The following is a 22,778-nucleotide window of genomic DNA, read 5'->3' as shown; positions in this document are numbered from 1 at the left end:
CCCTTTCCTCTAAAATATAAAATATCTTTACTCTATTATTTTTAGAGCAATTTCTTTAGCAAGACTACTTGAAACCCGTTCTTTTTGCAAACTATCTTCAAGATATATAGCAAAATATTCTCTTTGTTGTCCCTTTTCAGTAAAACCTATAAACCATGCTTCTCCATTTGTGCCAGAACCCGTTTTCCCATATACTTTTTTCTCTTGCCCATCTTCAATTAACATAATTTTCTTTAATATTTCAACATTCTGACTATCATAAAAACTTTTACCCTCAAAAATTTTTGATAAAACCCCTACCTGTTCATATGGAGATATTTTTAAAGATGAACCTAGCCAAAATCCGTTTAATTCTTTGTATGGATTTATATTACTTCCTTCCCATGCAGAAACATCACAATTACCATACTCCAACTCACTTAGTTCTTTTTTTACTTCTTGTTCTCCCGCACTATTTATAATCTGATGAAAATACCATATACAAGATGTCTGAAATGCTTTTTGCAAAGTCAAATTCTCGTTCCATTCCGAATTTGGATATTGAGTTCCATCATAGTTCATAGTGGAGGTTTCATCTTTAATAATATCGTTGTGTAGTCCTATTAATGTAGAAATAATTTTAAAAGTTGAATATGGGGATACTTCTTGTTCTGCCATATCTTTATTATACAAAGAATACTTGTTTTCTGACGGACTATATAAAACTGCACAGCCAGTAATACCATTAAAGTTGGCACTTAAATCAAGTGTTTCTTCCTCATTGCTCTCTCTCACTTTTTCTTCTGTTTTATCATCTGTTTTTGATTGTTCTAATTGATTTGTTTCTATCAACTCCACTTTTTCTTCTCTAGATGAACACCCCAATAACATTAGAAAACATATTACTAAAATACAGGTAATCTTGAATAATCTTGACATACTTTCTCCTTACAACCTCCAATTTGTTTATTTCTCATAATATCATACTTTGTAATTATTTACACCATTATAATCGCAAAAAATAACGCAGACAATATCTCTATCATCTGCGTCATTCCTCTAATGTTTTCTTGAAATATTTACTCCATTTTCTTTCAATCTTTACTCCAAATTTACTCCATTTTAAAAATCTGTTACGATATTTTGCGGTATTCTATGATACCTTTTCTTTGAAGAAAAATGTCTGTAAACCTTGATTTTCAGCGAACTTTTCAATATTTCCAAGCACTTTATTCTGTTGTGAGAATTTCTTCTCAATTATTTCTGAACAATATTTATAATTCTTCCCGGAACATAAATTTCCTTAATAATGTTTCCTGTTAATTTGTCACCTAAAGCTTCCTTGCCCTGTGCTATGGCATCATCCTTTGAAATGTCAGCAGGTACACTGATAACAACCTTTGTCTTGCCGTTAATCTGTACAGGAACCTGAATTTCATCATCCTTCATCAAATCCTCGTCAGCTTCCGGCCACTTGTTATTTTCAAATACGCTTCCTTCTTTTCCTAGCATCTCCCATAACTCTTCTGCAATATGTGGCGCAAAAGGTGATAAAAGTGTTACGAATGTTTCGATTGTTTCCTTGTCAACTCCGCCTTCCTTCTTAGCGATTTCGTTGAACTTGTTATTGTATTCCATGAAACCTGAAACAACGGTATTTAAGCTAAAGTCCTCTAAACGTCTTGTGATAGTGTGTATCATCTGGTGACGTAATTTAACCATTTCATTTGTAGCCTTTACATCAGCTTCAATGCTGTTTACGGCTAACTTCCAGAATTTAGTAATAAATCTGTAAACGCCATCAATACCTCTCTCATCCCATTCGGAATCAAGTTCAGGTGGTCCTACAAACATTTCATAAATTCTTAATGAATCACAACCGTAATCCCTTACTAAATCATCAGGTGAAACAACATTTCCCTTGGATTTGCTCATTTTAATACCGTTTTTACCGGTAATCATACCCTGATTAAATAATTTCTTAAATGGTTCCTCAAAATCCACAACACCTATATCATACAAGAACTTTGTATAGAATCTTGAGTAAAGTAAGTGCAATACTGCATGCTCTACACCACCGATATACATATCTACAGGCAAATACTTATCTGCTTTTTCCTTAGATACTAATTCCTTATCGTTTTTGTTATCAACATATCTTAAGAAATACCATGATGAACCTGCCCACTGTGGCATTGTGTTTGTTTCACGTTTAGCAGGCTTACCGCAACATGGACATGTTGTATTTACCCACTCATCAATTGCTGCAAGTGGTGATTCACCTGTACCTGTTGGTTCATATGACTCAACATCCGGCAGTAATAATGGTAACTGGTCTTCCGGTACCGGGACAGCTCCACAATCAGGACAATGTATGATTGGGATAGGCTCACCCCAATATCTCTGTCTTGAGAATACCCAGTCACGTAACTTATAATTAACAGTTGCTCTTCCAAAGCCCTTTTCCTCAATAATATGAGGAGCTTCCTTCTTAAGAACTGATGATTCCATTCCGTTCCATTCACCGGAATTAATCATGGTTCCTACAGCTTCTGTATAAGCTTCTGTCATATTTTCTATTTCTTTTCCGTCTTTTGCAATAACCTGAATAATAGGGATATTGAATTTAGTTGCAAATTCAAAGTCTCTGTCATCATGTGCAGGTACACACATAATAGCTCCTGTACCGTAATCTGCAAGTACATAATCTGAAAGCCAGATTGGGACCTTTGCACCATTAAGTGGGTTAATTGCATAACTTCCTGTAAATACACCTGTTTTTTCTTTTCCCTGAAGTCTGTCTACTGATGACTTATTTGCTGCCATCTGGATATATGCTTCCACATCTTTTTCTGTTTCCGGTGTAGCCAGTTCTCTTGCCATGGCATGTTCCGGTGCAAGTACCATAAATGTTGCACCATGAAGTGTATCAGGTCTTGTTGTATAAACTGTAATCTTCTTATCTGAATTTTCTAATTTAAAATCAACCTCTGCTCCATATGACTTACCAATCCAGTCTGTCTGCATTTTTTTAACCTTCTCAGGCCAGTCCAGCTTGTCAAGGTCGCTTAAAAGTCTGTCTGCATATGCCGTAATCTTAAGCATCCACTGTTTAAGATTTTTCTTTGTAACTTCTGCGCCACATCTTTCACAGCATCCGTTTACAACCTCTTCGTTTGCAAGACCTGTTTTACATGAAGGACACCAGTTAATAGGCATTTCCTTCTGATAAGCAAGTCCTTTCTTAAACATCTGAACAAAAATCCACTGTGTCCACTTATAGAACTTAGGATCTGTTGTATTGACTTCCATATCCCAATCATAAAGAGCTGCTATTTCATTAATCTGTCTCTTAATGTTTGCAATATTATCTGCTGTTGATTTTGCAGGATGTGCCTTCATTTTAATTGCGTAATTTTCTGCAGGTAGTCCAAAAGCATCCCATCCCATAGGGTGAATGATATGATATCCATGAAGCATCTTATAACGGCTCCATACATCGCTGATAACATATCCTCTCCAGTGTCCTACATGAAGACCTGAACCTGACGGATATGGGAACATATCAAGACAATAGTATTTTGGTTTTGTGGTATCTTTATTAATTGGTGATATTTCCCAATTATGACGCCACTTTTTTTCGATTTCCTTATGATTATAAGGTGTTGCCATAATTTAATTCCTCCTAAAAAAATGCATGTATAATATGGTGTGGTATTAATCCACTTATATTTTAAAGTCAAATTTATTTAACTTTATTATCCTTTATTCTTCTGTTTCATCCTGTGAAACAGCTTTTGTTGTTTTCTCTTTCTTCTTTTTTTTCTCCGGCTTTTTAGTTGTTTCTTCAAGACCGGCTTTCTGCTTTCTTACCTTTTCTAAATCCTTTGGCGGTGTATATTTCTTATTTGAGCCTGAATCTCTTAAAACTATCTTCACCATTACCTGATACGAACCCACATTTCCAGCCAAATCCTGTGCTTTTATTACTACCGGAAACTCTCCTTCATCTAACTCATCCTTATTAACTGTATATACGGTTATTTTGCTTCCACTTTCATTGGTAGAGGCGCATGCCTTAACCATATTAGTTATGTCAGTTATGTTAGACTCACTATTCATGTCTTTTTTGTCTTTACTTGCAACTTCATATACAAAGCTATCCTTAGAACATGAAACCTTAGGTGGTATCGTGTCAATAACCTTAAATTTCTGTGTAAGCTTTAAAGTCTTTTTTGAAGAAAGCTTATACTTAAAAGTAACCTTTATATCTCCTGTTTCGTCAGTATTTATTTTATTGTATTTAACTAAACCTGTTTTGTTTTTACCATTTTCATCATATAACAAAATATTACCTAAATAATTAGGTTTGTAGCCTCTTTCCACATAAACAGTACCGCTACCACTTACAAGTTCTCCGTTTTTTATTTTCATGTACGGATTGTCACTTTCTGTGTCGGTAGGGTCCCAGCCACAATACTTTTGTGCCTTTGTAAATTCTTCAAAAGGCACCTGTAATTTGTCACCCTTTTGTCCGTTTACAACAGAAACCTCTGTCCCTGTTTTGCAATTTTCATAAATCCAGTCAGAATCCCCTGCACTTAACAGTACACAGGCTCCGTAACTTTTTTTCTTTCCAATTGCATTGTATGAACTTTTATTTAAAGTATAGTTATACTTATTGTTGTATCCTGCCGACTGTATCCAGGAACTGTCTCCAAACATAGTGTTGTTTTTATGCCAGCTACCATTAATATCAAGCCAGGAATAGGTCTTTGATGTTTTATACTTTCCTTTTTTCAAATCACGTCCAACGGAACATCTAAAGCTCTTATATGCCGTCTTTGTATTCCTATCTTTTGAATAACGGTAAACAATTAAAGCATTAAGCTTTTTATTAATCTGGATATAATAATCATCCAAGCCCTCAACATCTGCCTTTTTAGTCTCATTTTCTATACCTTTACCACTAAGACCGCCGGCTTTTTCAGCCTCTTTATTTACCTTTCCCTGAAAGTACATCAGCACGCCAAAAATTATGCCTGAAACAATTAAAATTTCAATAATCATTATTAAAGCATTCTTTAGTTTTTTGTTTTGAAGTTTATGTTTTACACTCAAAATTTCTACCTCTGTGTGATGTTATTCATGCTAAAGGTCTGAACAATCAAAAGCTTATTTTTGAAAAATACCTTCGACCTCAAATTTATATTATACAACATTATCGTCATTTTTCAAGAAGTGTAGTTTATATTATGGCATCCTTCATTTCTTTCACATATTCTCCTACATATGAAACACTGTCTTTTCCGTATTTTGCCACAATTTTAACAATGGCACTACCTACGATAACACCCTCAGCGTATACACTCATTTCCTTTGCCTGCTTTGGCGTACCTATACCCAAACCTATGGCACATGGAACGTCAGTGTTTTCTTTTACTATTTTAGTCATTGCCCCTATATCTGTTGTAATGTTGCTTCTTACCCCTGTTACTCCAAGAGATGAAACCACATATACAAATCCCCTTGCTGATTTTGCAATTTTGGCAATTTTCTCTTTTGATGTAGGTGCAATAAGTGGAATCAAATCTATGTTTTCCTTATCACAATAAGGTGCTAATTCCTCTCTTTCCTCATAAGGACAATCAGGAACTATTACCCCTAAAATTCCACATTCCACACATCTTTTCATAAACTTTTCTGTTCCATATCTGAATATTACATTAATATATGTCATAAAAACCAAAGGAATATGTACTTCATCTTTGATTTCCTTAATTGCATCAAAAAGTTTGTCAGTTGTACAGCCTCCCTTTAATGCCCTAAGGTCTGCCTCCTGAATAACACTTCCCTCTGCTATAGGGTCTGAAAAAGGTATTCCCACTTCAATTATATCTGCACCCTTATCCTGCATTTCTAAAATCAGCTTCTTTGTTGTTTCTAAATCCGGGTCTCCCCCTGTTATAAATGCTATAAATGCCTTTCCATTTTTAAATGCTCCACTTACCTTACTCATAAATCTGTACTCCTCTATATCTTGCAATGGCAGCCACGTCTTTATCTCCACGTCCTGACACGTTTATTACTACTATTTTGTCCTTACTTAATGTTTTTGCGTATTTCATTGCATAAGCAATGGCGTGGGAACTTTCAATTGCAGGAATAATTCCCTCTGTTCTTGATAAATATTCAAAAGCCTCTACTGCCTCCACATCTGTAATCGGAACATATCTTGCTCTTCCCGTATCATGTAAATTGGCATGTTCCGGTCCTATTCCCGGATAATCCAGACCTGCTGATATGGAATATACCGGTGCAATCTGTCCGTCTTCATTTTGACAAAACAGTGATTTCATTCCATGAAATATACCTTCTGTTCCATTTGCCACTGTTGCTGCATTTTTAGGATTATCAACTCCAAGTCCTGCTGCCTCGCATCCTATTAACTCAACTGATTTATCCTCAATAAAATTATAAAATGCTCCCATGGCATTTGAGCCTCCACCTACACAGGCAATAACCGCATCAGGAAGTCTTCCTTCTTTTTCCATTAACTGCTCCTTAATTTCCTTACTGATTACACTTTGAAAATCTCTTACAATTGTAGGAAAAGGATGAGGTCCCATTACTGAGCCTAACACATACAATGTATCATCCATTCTGTTAGTCCATTCCTTCATTGCCTCATTTACGGCATCCTTAAGAGTCATGGTCCCACTGGTAACTGCATGAACCTTAGCCCCTAAAAGTTCCATTCTGAAAACATTTAATGCCTGTCTCTCACAATCTTCCTTTCCCATGAATATTTCACATTCCATATCCATAAGAGATGCTGCCGTTGCTGTTGCCACCCCATGCTGTCCTGCTCCTGTTTCTGCTATTACACGGGTCTTTCCCATTTTTTTTGCCAGCAATACCTGTCCTAAAACATTGTTTATTTTATGGGAGCCTGTATGATTTAAATCTTCACGCTTTAAATAAATTTTTGCTCCCCCTAAATCCTTTGTCATTTTTTCTGCATAATACAAAAGTGACGGTCTTCCTGCATAGTTGTTTAATAAATCTGTTAATTCCTCATTAAACCCTTTGTCATTTTTATAAAATTCATATGCTTCTTCCACTTCGTTTATGGCTGTCATTAATGTTTCAGGAACATACTGTCCGCCATGAATACCAAATCTTCCTTTGCTCATCTCTTTTCTTCCTTTCTGCTATTTTGCCAATTCATCAAGTATTTCTTTTTTATTTTTTGCCCTCATTAGCGTCTCACCAATAAGAACTCCGTTAACTTTTGCTTCTTTAAGCCTTCTTATATCTTCGTTGGTTTTAATACCGCTTTCTGCAATAAACAATACATTATCCGGAACAAGCCTGCGAAGTCTTTCACTGTTTGAAATATCAACCTTGAAAGTTTTTAAATCTCTGTTATTAACACCTATCATCCTTGCACTTGCTTTTAATGCCCGGTTAATTCTTTGAAAATCTATGTATTTTCATATATTCTTCCACATACACGCTTCCGTACCGGGCAATCTTTCCTATATCATTATCATTTCTTGCCAAATCCACTAACATATTATGCTCAGCCAATTCCTTTTCATCTTTTATGAGGCTGTTCTCATTTTCTATATCCTCCGCCTGTGTTTTTCCCTTGGTCTTGTTCCTGCCACAGGAAATGTTGTAAGTTCCCTATCCACTAACTTAACCATGGTTTCCGGAGAAGCTCCAGCTATCTGCATATCTTCTGACTGTATAAAATACATATATGGTGAAGGATTAGTGGTTCTCAAAACTCTGTAAGCATTTAAAAAGCTTCCCTTATATTCCGCTTCAAAACGTCTTGAAATAACTCCCTGAAAAATATCTCCCTCTCTTATGTTTTCTCCACCCTCCACACTTTCTAAAAGAAAGAAGTTTTTCCCAAAGACCTCCATTTCCCTAAGTAATGAAATAGGTGTGATTACATCTGCATATATTTCCTTACATATTGGAATCATGCTGTAATCCTCAAGTAAATGTTCAATTTCTTCAAATTTCTGTGTGTTCATATGTCCTCCTCAAAAAATAATAATGATTTTGGGACAAAAGATTTTGGAATTTCTCATTGATAGGATAAACAAAAAGAAAAGGCCTTTGTCCCTTAAATATTAAGGGACAAAAGCCATAAAATACTTCTGCGGTGCCACCCAAATTAATGTATAACACATTCACTCACTGCATACCATCATATGCGCTCTCTTTTAACGGTGAGTCTCCGTCAGCGTCTACTTCCATCTAAATAGTTTCAAGCTGCCCTCCTAAGTCCATTCATCACTGATAGTCTATTGCCTCACACCAAACGGCAACTCTCTGAAAAACATCTCACATGACTACTTACTCTTAGTCAACGGTTTCCTTTATTCTAAAATTTATATTTCATATTGTCAAGGTGAGATTTACTCTTTCCCCTTGATTATTTTTAAGCATTGTCCTGTATCTGTTTTTCCTGAACATCAGGAGGTGCCTGTTCATAACGGGATACAACATATTCAAATTCACCACTTCCACCGGTTATGGAACGAAGGGATGTAGAATATCCATATAACTCTAACATAGGGACTTCTGCTTCTATTAACTGCTTTCCGTCCTTTGGAGTCATATTAAGTATTCGTCCCCGTCTTTTATTTAAATCTCCCATTATGTCTCCTGAATACTTATCAGGTGCCGTAACACTAAGTAAAGCAATCGGCTCTAACAAAACAGGTCCTGCCTCCAGAAATCCTTTCTTAAATGCAATAATGGTTGCCATTTTAAATGCCATTTCTGAAGAATCCACCGGGTGATAGGAACCATCTGTTAAAGTTGCCTTAACTCCCACTACAGGATAACCTGCTAACGGTCCTGCCTTAACACATTCCTGTAAACCTTTTTCCACCGCTGGGAAGAAATTCTTAGGTACAGCTCCACCAAATATCTTTTCTTCAAAAATATATGGTTTTGACAAATCCCCTGAAGGTTCAAACTCCATAACAACATCTCCGTACTGTCCGTGTCCTCCTGACTGTTTTTTATGTTTTCCCTGTACCTGTGCCTTCTTTCTTATGGTTTCCCTGAAAGCTATTCTTGGCTTTGTAAGTTCCACCTTTACCTTATACCTGTCTTCAAGCTTTGAGGCCACAATCTGCAACTGCTGTTCCCCGATTCCATAAATCAACGACTGTCTGTTTTCTTCATCTGATACGGTTTTCAGTGTTAAATCCTCAATGCAAAGCTTGGTAAGAGCCTGTGCCATTTTATCTTCATCACCTTTATTTACAGCACGATATGCCATATATGTATAAGGCTTTGACATTGTTGTCGGATGATATTCTATAGGCCACTGCCTTGTAGATAAAGTATCGCCGGTTCTGGTGGATGCCAGCTTTCCTATCGCGCCAATGTCTCCTGAATACAATCTGTCAACCTCAATTACATTCTTTCCCCGCATAACATATAATTTGGCAAGTTTCTCTTCCACATCCTTTGTGGCATTATAAACTGTATCTCCGGCTTTCAGTATCCCTGTACGAACTTTTACCAGGGAGTATTTTCCAACAAAAGGATCCATAATAGTCTTAAAAACATATGCTGAAACAGGCTTGTTGCAGTCAAAATCCGCCACTACCTCTTCACCTGTATCTACATTGGTTGCCTTTTTAAGCACCTCTGCCTTATTAGCACTAGGAAAATATTTTTCACAGGTTTGAAGAAAGCTGTTTACTCCCTGACAGCTTACACCTGAACCTATCTGAACCGGAACAATATCACAGCTTATTACACTTTTACGAAGAGCCTTTGATATTTCCTCATATGTAAACTCTTCCCCAGCAAAATATTTATCCATTAACTCTTCATCAGATTCAGCCACAGCCTCCATTAACTGCTCCCTGACAGGCTCTAACTTTGGTTTCACACTATCAGGAATATCTCTTTCAGTATAATTACCTGCATCATCTAAGAATTTTCTTCCTCCCATTTTTACCACATTAACATATCCCGTAAGTTTGTCATTTTCTAAAATAGGAAGATGAAATGGTGCTACTTTCTTTCCGAAATGCTCCTTTAACTGCTCTACAGTTTCCATGTATTTGGCATTTGGTGAATCCATGTTAGTAACAAAAAATATTCTTGGAATACGTCTTCTCTCACATATTTCCCATGCCTTAATGGTTCCTACTTCAACTCCTGCCTTACCGTTTACCACAATAACCGCCGCATCTGCCACGCTCATGGCATCCTCTAACTGCCCTACAAAATCAAAGTATCCCGGTGCATCAAGAATGTTAATCTTAAGTCCGTTCCACTCCACAGGTATAACCGACGCACTAATTGAGAACTTCCTGTTTATTTCCTCTTTATCATAGTCGCTAATGGTATTACCGTCTTCTACACGTCCTTTTCGGGTAATAACTCCTGTAGCATATGCCACGGCTTCTGCAAGAGTTGTCTTTCCCGCCCCACCATGGCCAAGAAATACAACGTTTCTGATATCCGATGTCTTATAAACATTCATATCCCGTACCTCCTTGTATTCAATTTTATATCCGATGGTGTACAAACACCCTAACTATATTTATATATTTTACTCTATAAAATATGACAATACAAGAAAGGTTAATATTTTAACAATTATCTTACAACAGAACTTTTAGAATACTCGACCTTAGTGTACTCTTTATTAACTAAAGTCAGTATATTTTCGTACAAATAATTGTGAGCTGATATATTATTCATCATACTATTTTTATACAATATATCTGCCACATCATAAGCACAAAATGTTTTTGCATCACTATATACATATGTCCCGTCAATTAACTTTGCATATGCCTTCACTGTCCATTTGTCTGTATACTCAGCTGCCTGTTTTGATGTAAAACACACTGTCATTGCATAACTTGAGGCTATATCCGAGTCGGAAGCATTTATTGACAGCTGTCCGTTTTTTGTTCCCTCCACGCTTTTAACATATTTACTGCTGCTTCCAACATGCATATCCTCTTCATCTGCATAGTCAGCTAATGAATAAAGCATACCATATCCTATAACTTCCTTTTGATTTATTACGGAATCTACTGAGTACACAGTTCTCATTCCACCTAATGTTGCACTAATCTGATATCCGTTTATTTCTATTCCCTTACTAATGGTATTGCCTGATTTTGGAATTCCCTGTGGGGTAATGGTTGGTCCATATACCTCCAAAACCGTTTTTCCAGCATCATCCTTTGTAAAATGAATCCTGTCTATACAAAGTCTTCTTGGTTCTGTTTTAGTAAGACTACTGTGGCAATGATATACAATAAACATCTCACTTCCATCAGGTGAAGACACTATTCCATGATGTCCTGCACCATGTACTAATGTATTAGACTGCATAATAGGATTATTTTCATATTTTGTATAATTTCCAAGCGGGCTGGTGGCAGTTGCATATCCACTTCCATAATAATCACTTTCAAAGTGGGAACCTGAATATGTAAGGTAATACACTCCGTCCTTTTTTAGCATAAACGGCCCTTCCGCTACCTTTGCCTTATTTGTTTCCCATGCTTCTTCCGGCGAAATAAGACATGTAATTGTAGAATCATCCATGGTTCTCATATCTGAATTAAGCTTTGCACCATAAATGTAATTACCGTCACTTACTCCGCTTTTTCCATAAAACCTTACAAAATATATATAGTATTGTCCATCATCATCCTTAAACACATGAGCGTCTATTTCTTTACCCTCATGCATAGGCTTCTGTTCCTCCTTCGTCTGGGTAAATGGTCCAAGAGGTGAGTCACTTGTTGCAACACTTAAATGTTCATTTGCAACGTAATACATATAAAACTTACCGTCTTTTTCTATTAAATCCGGTGCCCAAAATCCACTGTCACCATATACATCATTTTTAGATAATGCCCATCCTCTGTCTGTCCAATTAACTAAGTCAGTAGATGAATACACTTTAAATCCTAAATTAGCATTTTCCGTATTAGTTGCATATAAATAATACATACCCTTGTAATACAACACATCCGGGTCTGCGCAGGAATTTAAAACTGAATTGGTATATGTTTTTTCCGGTGTTTTTGGATTATATTCAAATACACTTAAATTTTTAAATGAAGCTCCTGAAAGCCAATGTCTAAATCCTACTGTACCGCTTGAAAAATCATTATCAACTGCCACTATTTTGGCATAATTTTCACCATTATAATTAACATATCCTTTTATTTCATTCCCTGCCACTGCTACAGATACACGATAATATTTATTGTATTCAATTGTCATTTTCTTCTTTGCAATTTCAGTCCATTTATTTTGATGGACTTTTCCCAAAATCACTTCTTTTTTCAGTGCATCTATTCCAAAATAATATCCGTCATAACCATCTGAAACACTACTGTAAGGATTGTTTACCCTAAAAATTATCCCCCCCTGATTGCTGTCTTTACTGCCATCTTCCTTTACGCTTATATCCGCCTCTACAACAAAATCAGTAAATTCATTTCCTGACACAACTACCTTGTTGGAATTTCCTCCATTAATGGACATAACATTTTCATTATATACAGGGGTATTTGAAACTAATCCCGGATAAAAATCAAGACCATATGAATCTCCAAAATTTGTGCTGTATAATAAATTTCCTGTTCCCGGTATTACCTCATAATTATTATTTTTTCCTAAAGTATCCATATGATAAAAACGTTGATTTCCCGAAAAATGATCTATGGAAATTAAAATGTTATTTCGTGAGGTTTCCACAATTCCCGGAGCATATGCTTTAGAACCTCCTGTCCATATGTCGGTTAAAAGCCCCCAGGTTTCAAAATTATCCATTGTTCTTATGTATTTAATATGAGTTCTTCTCTTTGACACATTCTCTGAAGATGAATCCGGTGTGCCTTTGAAATCCTCATCAGTGCAAAATACCACGCCTACAGGTCCGTTACCAACTCTGACAGCCATAGGACAATATGCATTATATCTTCTACCGGATTCCGAATCTATGGTTGACTGATAAACTATTTTTCTTCCTGAATAGTTCCACGTATATCCTCCATCATTAGACTGTATTGCCCTTACCACGTTAGAATACACGCCCCCCGATTTATTATCTTCAATACCTTCCGTCACAACCATGATTCTATTATTTCCTAAATCAACTACAGATGCCATTCCGTCTCTTACAAATTTAGATGAATTAGCATCTCTTGAAGCAGCAACTACGCCGTACTTATTCCATGCTCCCGTAAGACCATCTCTTCCCTGCATTGCAATCCACTGTGCACCGGATACACCATTTTCAGCAGCCAGAGGTTCCGAATCATAATAACACTGCATATCTCCATTTTGTGTCACAAACAGCCACGGAGCACCTACAAACTGACTACATCCTGAAATTACGGTGCTGTCATATACCCAGTTATACCCACCATTATCACTTCTACATACAACAACTGAATATTTACCCTCTGCATTTTTTTCACGAAATGCACAATACACCTTATCTGTCCCTGAAACAGCCATAAACATAACATCACCATAATTAATGTTGTCATTGCTTGCCACTGTACCTATTTTAGTCCAGTTTTCCCCTCTGTTTGAGCTTGTCCATACTTCTATTGTATGACCACTGCTCCTTCCGCCAATTACCGTTCCGTCATCTTTCATTGACATAGAACGTATAGCTCCTGAGCCATAGTATAACTCCTCAGGTGTGTTAGCATATGTTGCACTACCTGATATTAACAGTAATGTAACAACAAAAATCAAGCATAAATATTTCTTCAAAATAAATCCCTCCACTTATAAATATACTTTTATAGATTATTTATATCTAAATTATTTTCTCCCTACAAGTAGTGTAATTTTTTTATAAGGTATTATATTTTATATTCATCACATAAGAATGTTTTTCAGATTCACTTTTCTCTTGATTTGTTTGCTTTAAAGTGTTAAACTTTAAAGTGTTGAAGTAATTATATTCTAATAACAGGATAATTGATTATTTTATTTTTTCGTTTATAATTTACAATGTAAGTATCAAAAGTATAAATTAACTAACAACAGAATGGAGTTTTTATGAGAAATACAGATAGTTTAACATATGGATTTATTGGAATAGGATTAATTGGAGGTTCAGTGGCTAAAGCCCTTCGCCGTGTATATCCCGGCTGTAAAATTATAGTCTACAATCGCGGTGCAAAGCCAAGGGTAATGGCAATGAATGACGGTACTGCAAACATTGCCGTAGATTGTGTTGATGATACCTTTAGGGAATGTGATTACATATTTTTGTGTACCCCGGTGGAAAAAAATGTGGAATACCTTTCATTATTAAAGAATATTATTAAGGATGATTGTATTATTACCGATGTGGGAAGCGTAAAAAGTAACATTCATGCCGCCATTAAAAAACTGAACATGGAGAAGAATTTTATTGGAGGACATCCTATGGCCGGCTCTGAAAAGACAGGCTATGAGTTTTCCAATGACCGCCTTTTGGAAAATGCTTACTATCCTGTTACGCCTACAGATAGCGTTGATAATAAATATGTTAAGGAATACTCCAAAATAGTTTCTGACATAGGAGCCATTCCTATTGAAATATCCTATAAGGAACATGACCGTGTAGTTGCTGCGGTAAGTCATTTGCCGCATCTTATTGCTTCAAGTCTGGTTAATTTAGTAAAGCATAATGACAGCCCTCTTGAATATATGAAAACCTTTGCAGCAGGAGGATTTAAGGATATTACACGTATTGCCTCCTCTTCTCCTGAAATGTGGGAGCAAATATGTATGACAAACAATATTAACATTAGCGAAATGTTAGGACTATATATTGAGGACTTAAAGAAGGTTCAAAATGAATTAGATAAAAAAGACGGCAGGGCTATCAATAATATGATAGCCGAAAGCCGTGATTATCGTGATAATTTAGATGAGCATAACAATAGTATTATCCAGAGAAGCTATAGCGTTTTCTGTGATATTATTGATGAGTCCGGTGCTATTGCAACCATAGCTACCATATTAGCTACTAATGGCATTAGCATTAAAAATATCGGAATCATTCACAACAGAGAACATCAGGAAGGGGTCCTTAAAATCTCATTTTATGATGAATCCTCTGCAAATAAAGCTATTGAACAGCTTGAAAGACACAGATACAAGGTTTTTAAGAAAAAATAAACTAGAAAATATCTTTCAGCTCTGTGATTTTGTAAATAATTTTATCTGCAACACTTAAATCCTGATTTCCTGAATCAGGATTTCTAAATCCAATGCAGGTCATTCCTGCTGTTTTTGCAGCTCTGCTTCCATTTGCAGAATCCTCTACAACAGTACATTCCGCCGGCTTTCCACCAAGTTTTTCTGCTGCTACCAGGAAAACATCAGGAGCCGGCTTTGGTTTTTCCACATTTTCCGCACTAAACAAAAGTTTAAAGCATTTATCTATTCCCAGGGTTTTCATCTGGCTTTCAATATAATCCTGAGATGAAGAAGATGCCACTGCCATTTCATAGCCTTTATCATAAAGATATTTTATTGTTTCCACTGCACCCTCTATTCTCGGAATACCTTTTTCCTTAAGCATCTCATCCTTAACCTGGGAAAATCTTTCCGGCAAATCCGTATATACGCTTACATCCACTCCATATCCCTCTTTTATAAGGTTATACAAAAAGCTTCTTGTAGAACCGATACAGCCTTTATAATGTTCGTAATCAATATCTATTCCTTTTTCCTTAAATACCTTTTTCCATATTTCAAAATGCATAGGTTCGGTATTTACCAAAACACCATCCATATCAAATAAAATATATTTACCCATATTTTCTTTTCTTCCCAATCTTTGTTATTTTGTAATTTCATCAAGAACCTCAAAATAATTTTCAAATGTTTTTTTACAACATAAAGGATTCTTTATAACTATTCCCTCTACTAAAAGACCAATAAGAGAAAAACTCATGGCTACCCTGTGGTCATCGTAGGTTTCAATTTCTGCACCGTGTAATTTTCCCGGCACTATTTTTACATCAGTTCTGCCGTTTACCTCAATAATTTCCGTATCACAGCCTATCTTTTTCAGTTCATTGGCAATAACTGCTACCCTGTCAGATTCCTGCCCCCTTATATGACCGATATTTCTAATGACAGTTGGCGTTGAGGCAAAGGCTGCCACCACTGCCATTGTAAGTGCCTGATCAGAAAAATCCGACATATCAATGTCTATGCCTGAATATTCTTTAATCTGACTTCCGTCAATAATTACACCTTCTTCAGATTCCGCTACAATACATCCTAAGTTTTCTAACACCTTTAAAAATTTCACATCTCCCTGCATGGAATCTAAATGTATCTGATAAACTCTTGCTTTTGTCTTTAAAATAGCTGCCATGGCGTAAAAATAACATGCTGCTGACATATCAGGTTCAATATAGTAATCGCTACAGCTAAATCCGACATTTTCTATCACATATGTATCATCGGTTCTTAAATACTTAATTCCAAACTGTCTCATTAAGTTTTCAGTTATTTTAATGTAAGCACCCTTGGTTCTGGAGCCTGTAAGAGTAACTGTTAACCCGTTTATAACGCCTGCCATCATTAATCCGCTGGCATACTGACTGCTTTTGGTAGTATCTATTTCAACCTTTGTGTTTTTTATTCCCTTAGAATGAATTTCAAAAGGAAAATGACCTTCTTTTTCAAGACAATTAATAGTTACACCACACTGTCTTAAAACATTAATTAACTCTTCCATAGGACGTTTCTTCATCTGTTCAGAAGAATTAAGAGTATAATTTCCACCTGCCACTGCTAACAAAACAGTCATAAATCTTGCGGCAGTTCCTGCACTTCGTACATTTATACATGCATTTTTATTGGGAATATTTCCATTTTCCCCTTGTATAATTACCTGTTTTTCAGATTCATTAATATTAACGTCAAATCCTAAGCTTACAAGACAATCTAAAAACGCCCTGGAATCATCACTAAACAGCACCCCTTTAAGTCTGCATTTTCCCTGTGATAAAGCTGCCAACATAAGTGCACGGTTTGTAATGCTTTTTGAGCCGGGAACCACAACATCAATGTTTCTTTTATCCTTAATTCTTTTTACCTTATAAGTATCCAACTGGTTTTCTCCCATTCATCCTATTTTATAAACATAGCATCGCCAAAGCTGAAAAATCTGTATTTTTCCTTAACTGCAATTTCATAAGCATTAAGTACCTTTTCCCTACCGGCTAAAGCTGACACTAACATAATAAGTGTTGATTCAGGCAAATGGAAATTGGTAATAAGACAATCAATTGCCTTAAACTTATATCCCGGATAAATGAAAATCTGTGTCCATCCACTACCTTCATGTACCACTCCATTTTCATCTGTTACTGTTTCTAATGTTCTGGTACTGGTAGTTCCAACTGAAATAATGCGTCCACCATTTTCTTTACATGTATTAATGAGATTAGCATCTTCTTCATCCACCATATAAAACTCTGAATGCATATGATGTTCCAAAATATTGTCAACCTTTACCGGTCTGAAAGTTCCCAGTCCCACATGAAGGGTAACGTGGGCAATTTTAACACCCTTTTCCCTGATTTTTTCTAATAATTCCTTAGTAAAATGAAGTCCCGCCGTTGGTGCTGCCGCTGAGCCTTCATACTTGGCATATACCGTCTGGTATCTGCTTTTATCTTTAAGTTTGTGGGTAATATATGGTGGAAGAGGCATTTCACCCAACCTGTCTAATACTTCCTCAAATATTCCCTCATAATTAAACTTAATAAGTCGGTTTCCTTCCTCAACTACATCAATAACTTCTCCTGTAAGAATGCCGTCGCCAAAGTTAATAACAGTTCCCGGCTTACATTTTTTGCCGGGCTTAACTAAAGTTTCCCACACATCCTTTTCACGCCTCTTTAAAAGAAGAACTTCGATTTTTGCGTCTGTTCCTACTTTGTTTCCATACAATCTTGCAGGCAAAACCTTTGTATCATTTATAACAAGGCAGTCTCCCGGATTTAAATAATCTATTATTTCCTTAAATACGTGATGCTCCACATTCCCTGTTTCCTTATCAAGTACCATAAGTCTGGAACTGCTTCTATCCTCTAAAGGATCCTGAGCAATTAACTCCTCAGGCAAATCATAATAATAATCATGTAAACTCATTTTATTTTCGCTACACATAATATATCCTCTTTTCTATTTGTTCTTTATTATTTCATCACTATCTAACACAATGGTAAAAGGTCCGTCATTTACAAGGCTTACCTTCATATCCGCTCCAAATATTCCCTTTTCAACTACATCTATTTCTTTTTTGCACTGTGATATAATATATTGGTACATTTCATCTGCCATATCCGGTGCACCGGCGTTTACAAATGAAGGTCTGTTACCTTTTTTACAATCACTATATAAAGTAAACTGTGAAATAAGAAGCAGCTCTCCACCTACGTCCTTTAAAGCTAAATTGGTTTTCCCATTTTCATCTTCAAAAATTCTCATTCCAATTAGTTTTTTAATCATTTTATCAGCAATTTCCACAGTGTCCGTACCGGCAATTCCTATAAAAACCATAAATCCTTTTCCTATTTTGCCAACTACTTTTCCATCTACGGAAACATTAGCATCAGTTACACGCTGTATCAAAAACTTCACTTTTATCACCTCTTGTTTTATTGTCCGCCTACTAGTTTACAATATCTTTTAAGCTTTGTAAAATACTAAAGAAGTTTATCTGTTTCATAAGCTAAATATAATGGTGTTTTTTCACATTTTCCCCTTCTATTTTTTAGATTCTTATAAAAACAGACATACCATTGTAGTTTTCACCACTTATGATATGCCTGTCTTAATCAACTTACCCTTAAGGTTCTATCCTCTAAGCTGGATTCCCATTTCTTCAAGTCCTTTAAGAATCTTCTTCATTGCACTTGAAACATCATTTTCCTCTAATGTTCTGTCCTTTGCCCTAAATACTATTGAATAAGCAACTGACTTGAATCCTTCTTCAATCTGGTCTCCTTCATATATGTCAAAGAGACTGTAGCTTTCAAGATTCTTTCCGCCGCTCTTTTCAATAACTTCCTCTATCTGTCCCACTAAAATATTCTTTGGAACTACCATTGAAATATCTCTTGTGACAGCAGGGAATTTGGCAATGCCCTCATATTTCTTATCAAATGAAGACATTTCATATACATATGGCATGTCAATAACTGCAATATATGCTCTTGTTTTCATGTCATAATTTTCACATACTGTAGGATGAACTTCTCCTAAATATCCAATAACATTTCCGTCATAAACTATGTTAGCCTGACGTCCCGGATGAAGGAATGATTTACCTGCATCAGCATCATAGTGTACTCTGTCCTTCATTCCTACCTGCTCTAAAAATTCTTCCACAACACCTTTCATTGTAAAGAAATCACCATCACCATAAAATCCTAGTGTAAACTGCATTCTTTCATCAGGAAGCTCTGTAAGTGGTAAAGCTTTTGGAAGATAAATATTTCCCATTTCAAAAAGTCTTACGTCTTTGTTTCTTCTGTTGTAGTTTGTAGCTAATGATGTAAGCATACCTCCAAGAGATGATGTTCTCATAACACTGAAATCTTCTCCTAAAGGATTTGAGATAACAATGGATTTTCTCATATCAGAATCCATAGGAAGTAGCAATTTGTCATAAACCTTCGGGCTTTCAAATGAATATGACATTCCCTGTGAAAATCCACAGTAAAGAGCTACTCTTCTTGCAATTTCATCTATTCTTAATTTATAGGATAATTTTCCTGCTGTTGCCTCTCCACTTGGAAGTGCTGTAGGAATGTTGGCATATCCGTAAAATCTTGCCACTTCTTCAGCAATATCGCACATACCAATTAAATCCTGTCTGAATGTAGGTACCGTAATTGTCTTAGTTGCAGCATCATATTTCAGCTCAAGAGCAGGGAAATAACTTACCATCTGCTCCTCTGTAAGATTAAATCCAATAAGTTTATTTACATAATCAGGATCAAATTTAATAGTATGTTCCTCCTTCTTTTCAGGATATACATCTACCATACCTGCAACAACCTCACCGGCACCTAACTCTTCAATAAGCTCACATGCTCTGTTAATTGCATCCTCTGCATTATTAGGGTCAAGTCCCTTTTCAAACTTTCCTGATGCATCAGTTCTAAGTCCTACTCTCTTTGATGAAAGACGGATGTTGGTGCCATCAAAACATGCTGCCTCAAAAAGCATATCCTTAACATCATCATTTATTTTTGAATTTTCTCCACCCATGATTCCTGCTAAGCCTACAGGCTTTTCACCATCGCAAATCATAAGCATTTCGCTGTCTAATTTTCTTTCCTGACCATCTAATGTTTCAAATGTTTCTCCATCATTTGCACGTCTTACAACAATTTTATTTCCTGCTATTGTTGATAAGTCATAAGCATGCATTGGTTGTCCAAACTCTTCCATTACATAATTTGTAATATCTACAAGATTGTTAATAGGTCTGATACCCATTTTTGCAAGACGTCTCTGCATCCATTCCGGTGACGGAGCTATTTTTACATTTTTTACTACCTTTGCACAATATCTTTTACATAAATCCCTATCTTTAATTTCAACTGAAATGTAATCATTTACATCTCCGTCTTTTCCCACAGGAGCTGTTTTTGGTGCCACAAAAGGCTTTTTAAATGTAGCTGCTGCTTCCCTTGCAATACCCATTACACTGTAACAGTCAACTCTGTTAGACGTGATTTCGTATTCAAATACTGTATCATGAAGACCTAACACTTCTACAGCATCAGCCCCTACTTCCACATCATCATCAAATACATATATACCGTTTTCAGGTGCCTTTGGATAATAATCCCTTGATGAGCCTAACTCTTCAATAGAGCACATCATACCATAGGATTCTATTCCTCTAAGCTTGCCCTTCTTAATCTTAATTCCTCCCGGTGTTCTTGAGCCGTCATGTCCTCCGGCAACTCTTCCTCCATCTAAAACTACAGGAACTTTCTGACCTTCTTCAACATTTGGTGCTCCTGTAACTATCTGAATAGTTTCTGTTCCTATATTTACCTGACAAATAACTAACTTATCTGCATCCGGATGTCTTTCTATTTTTTCAATCTGTCCTACAACGATTTTGTCAAGATCAGCATCTAATCTCTCGTAGCCTTCACATTTTGTTCCTGATAAAGTCATTGCATCCATATACTCCTGATCGCTGCATTCAAGTTCAGGAACATATGCTTTTATCCAAGATAATGGTGTATTCATTATTGTAAACTCCTTTCCTTTAGAACTGATTTAAGAAACGGTCATCGTTTTCGTATAACAGTCTCATATCATCTATTTCATATTTTAACAATGCTATTCTCTCTAATCCTACTCCAAATGCAAATCCCTGATATTTTTCAGGATCAATTCCACACATTTCAAGTACGTGAGGATGTACCATACCACATCCTAAAATTTCAATCCAGCCTTCGCCTTTACAGAATCTGCATCCCTTTCCTCCACATTTAAAGCATGAAACATCCATTTCTGCACTTGGCTCCGTAAACGGGAAGTGATGAGGTCTGAATTTAGTCTTTGTATCAGGTCCAAACAACTCCTTGGCAAATTCCTGTAACGTTCCCTTTAAATCTGCAAAGTTAATGTTTTTGTCAATTGCAAGACCTTCAACCTGATGGAATGATGGTGAATGTGTTGCATCTACCTGATCTGAACGGAAAACCCTGCCTGGTGAAATAATTCTGATAGGTGGCTGTGTTTTCTCCATTACTCTTGCCTGAACTGATGAAGTCTGTGTTCTAAGAACGATATTTTTATTAATATAAAATGTATCCTGTTCATCTTTAGCCGGATGATTTGCCGGTATATTAAGTGCCTCAAAGTTGTAATAGTCGTATTCCACTTCAGGACCTTCTACCACTTCGTATCCCATTCCCACAAATATACGCTGCAATTCCTCTAATGCCAATGTGTTAGGATGCTTATGTCCTATTTTGTTCTTTTTAGCAGGAAGTGTAACATCAATAACCTCTGCCTTAAGTTTTGCTTCTCTTGCCTTCTCCTGTAACTGGGCTTTAACTTCCTCCATTTTTTCCTCAATGGCTTTTCTTGTATCATTAACCATCTGACCTACCTTTGGTCTGTCTTCCGGAGCAACATCCTTCATTCCCTTAAGAACTTCTGTCAGTTGTCCCTTCTTTCCAAGGATTTCTACTCTTATGTCATTAAGAATATTTAAATCTTCGGCATTTTTGATTTTTGCAATTGTTTCCTGTTTAATTGCTTCTAATCTCTCCTTCATGTTACCTGTCCTTTCATCTTTATTTTAATAAATAATTTTCTTTATTGCTAACGCAAAAAGTCCCTGCATCATACGATGCAGGGACGAAATATACACTTCCGCGGTACCACCCATATTCTCACGAATAATATCCGTAAACTCTCATTTATGCTTAACGCGCCTCTCACGTCACAAACTACTAAGGAATCCGTTCATAAGTGCGGCTCCTGTGGGAAATTCAACCACTGTCTGAACTTAAGAGACCTTTCAGCCGGTGAGTCTCTCTCTCTTAAAGAAAACAGCTGTCTACTTACACATTCATTGCCTTTACAACATTCAAATTTTAACATACAAAAATATTACTGTCAAGTTTGAAAATTATCTATAGGTTTAATCCAAAATTAAAATTTTAAATTCCACTCTCCCATCTCACAGTGGAATTTACTTT

General features: G+C 36.2%; 15 protein-coding genes, 1 pseudogene and 2 other annotated features. Of the genes and pseudogenes, 1 reads left to right on the top strand and 15 read right to left on the bottom strand.

Annotated elements, in window-relative coordinates; translation table 11 throughout:
* Positions 1-27: 27 nt before the first annotated feature.
* The 9 genes and pseudogenes from DWW68_RS00080 to DWW68_RS00040 form a co-directional block, all read right to left on the bottom strand.
* Positions 28-918 (bottom strand): penicillin-binding transpeptidase domain-containing protein, encoded by an 891-nt coding sequence (locus DWW68_RS00080; protein WP_015543378.1) that lies wholly within the window; start codon positions 916-918, stop codon positions 28-30.
* Between the two features lie 318 nt (positions 919-1,236).
* Complete coding sequence (gene leuS / locus DWW68_RS00075; RefSeq protein ID WP_118588445.1) at positions 1,237-3,651, bottom strand: leucine--tRNA ligase; 2,415 nt, start codon at positions 3,649-3,651, stop codon at positions 1,237-1,239.
* Between the two features lie 93 nt (positions 3,652-3,744).
* Positions 3,745-5,100 (bottom strand): L,D-transpeptidase, encoded by a 1,356-nt coding sequence (locus tag DWW68_RS00070; protein ID WP_118588444.1) that lies wholly within the window; start codon positions 5,098-5,100, stop codon positions 3,745-3,747.
* Between the two features lie 127 nt (positions 5,101-5,227).
* A complete protein-coding gene (trpA, locus tag DWW68_RS00065; RefSeq protein WP_118588443.1) occupies positions 5,228-5,998 on the bottom strand; it encodes a tryptophan synthase subunit alpha in 771 nt (256 codons plus the stop codon).
* Positions 5,991-7,175 carry a tryptophan synthase subunit beta gene (trpB, locus tag DWW68_RS00060; RefSeq protein ID WP_118588442.1) on the bottom strand — a complete coding sequence of 395 codons (1,185 nt, stop codon included), beginning with the start codon at positions 7,173-7,175 and terminating at the stop codon, positions 5,991-5,993. The genes trpA and trpB overlap by 8 nt, the downstream gene beginning before the upstream one ends.
* Before the next feature lie 18 nt (positions 7,176-7,193).
* Positions 7,194-7,424 (bottom strand): hypothetical protein, encoded by a 231-nt coding sequence (locus DWW68_RS00055; protein WP_118588441.1) that lies wholly within the window; start codon positions 7,422-7,424, stop codon positions 7,194-7,196.
* A 34-nt stretch (positions 7,425-7,458) separates the two neighbouring features.
* Positions 7,459-7,865 (bottom strand): annotated as a pseudogene (locus DWW68_RS00050) (chorismate-binding protein); the annotation flags it as partial.
* A gap of 264 nt (positions 7,866-8,129) precedes the next feature.
* Positions 8,130-8,378 (bottom strand) — a binding site (T-box leader).
* A 62-nt stretch (positions 8,379-8,440) separates the two neighbouring features.
* A complete protein-coding gene (locus tag DWW68_RS00045) occupies positions 8,441-10,513 on the bottom strand; it encodes an elongation factor G (RefSeq protein WP_118588440.1) in 2,073 nt (690 codons plus the stop codon).
* 116 nt (positions 10,514-10,629) lie between these two features.
* Positions 10,630-13,788, bottom strand: coding sequence for a family 43 glycosylhydrolase (locus DWW68_RS00040; protein WP_118588439.1), 3,159 nt, complete (start codon positions 13,786-13,788; stop codon positions 10,630-10,632).
* 291 nt (positions 13,789-14,079) lie between these two features.
* Between DWW68_RS00040 and DWW68_RS00035 the strand changes: the two genes are divergently transcribed.
* On the top strand, positions 14,080-15,189 hold the full coding sequence (locus DWW68_RS00035; protein ID WP_021953291.1) for a prephenate dehydrogenase: 1,110 nt from the start codon (positions 14,080-14,082) through the stop codon (positions 15,187-15,189).
* Between the two features lies 1 nt (position 15,190).
* On the opposite strand, the gene DWW68_RS00030 is transcribed toward DWW68_RS00035, so the two are convergent.
* The 6 genes from DWW68_RS00030 to pheS form a co-directional block, all read right to left on the bottom strand.
* Positions 15,191-15,832, bottom strand: coding sequence for an HAD family hydrolase (locus DWW68_RS00030; protein WP_118588438.1), 642 nt, complete (start codon positions 15,830-15,832; stop codon positions 15,191-15,193).
* A 24-nt stretch (positions 15,833-15,856) separates the two neighbouring features.
* Complete coding sequence (gene aroA, locus DWW68_RS00025) at positions 15,857-17,140, bottom strand: 3-phosphoshikimate 1-carboxyvinyltransferase (protein ID WP_243052965.1); 1,284 nt, start codon at positions 17,138-17,140, stop codon at positions 15,857-15,859.
* Between the two features lie 20 nt (positions 17,141-17,160).
* The gene (gene queA / locus DWW68_RS00020; protein WP_118588699.1) at positions 17,161-18,186 is read right to left on the bottom strand and encodes a tRNA preQ1(34) S-adenosylmethionine ribosyltransferase-isomerase QueA; all 1,026 of its coding nucleotides are present in this window, start codon (positions 18,184-18,186) and stop codon (positions 17,161-17,163) included.
* Between the two features lie 33 nt (positions 18,187-18,219).
* Entirely contained in the window at positions 18,220-18,678 is a 459-nt protein-coding gene (gene dtd / locus DWW68_RS00015; protein WP_118588436.1) for a D-aminoacyl-tRNA deacylase, read from the bottom strand.
* A 216-nt stretch (positions 18,679-18,894) separates the two neighbouring features.
* On the bottom strand, positions 18,895-21,312 hold the full coding sequence (gene pheT / locus DWW68_RS00010) for a phenylalanine--tRNA ligase subunit beta (protein ID WP_118588435.1): 2,418 nt from the start codon (positions 21,310-21,312) through the stop codon (positions 18,895-18,897).
* A 19-nt stretch (positions 21,313-21,331) separates the two neighbouring features.
* On the bottom strand, positions 21,332-22,351 hold the full coding sequence (pheS, locus tag DWW68_RS00005) for a phenylalanine--tRNA ligase subunit alpha (RefSeq protein WP_021953297.1): 1,020 nt from the start codon (positions 22,349-22,351) through the stop codon (positions 21,332-21,334).
* Positions 22,352-22,427: 76 nt separating this feature from the next.
* Positions 22,428-22,661, bottom strand: a binding site (T-box leader).
* Between the last annotated feature and the right edge of the window lie 117 nt (positions 22,662-22,778).

The organism is Eubacterium sp. AF16-48 (assembly GCF_003479405.1).
GTDB classification, from domain to species: Bacteria; Bacillota; Clostridia; order Lachnospirales; family Lachnospiraceae; genus Eubacterium_G; species Eubacterium_G segne.
The sequence above is the reverse complement of the archived record's forward strand: the minus strand, read 5'-3'. Positions and strand labels throughout refer to the sequence as shown.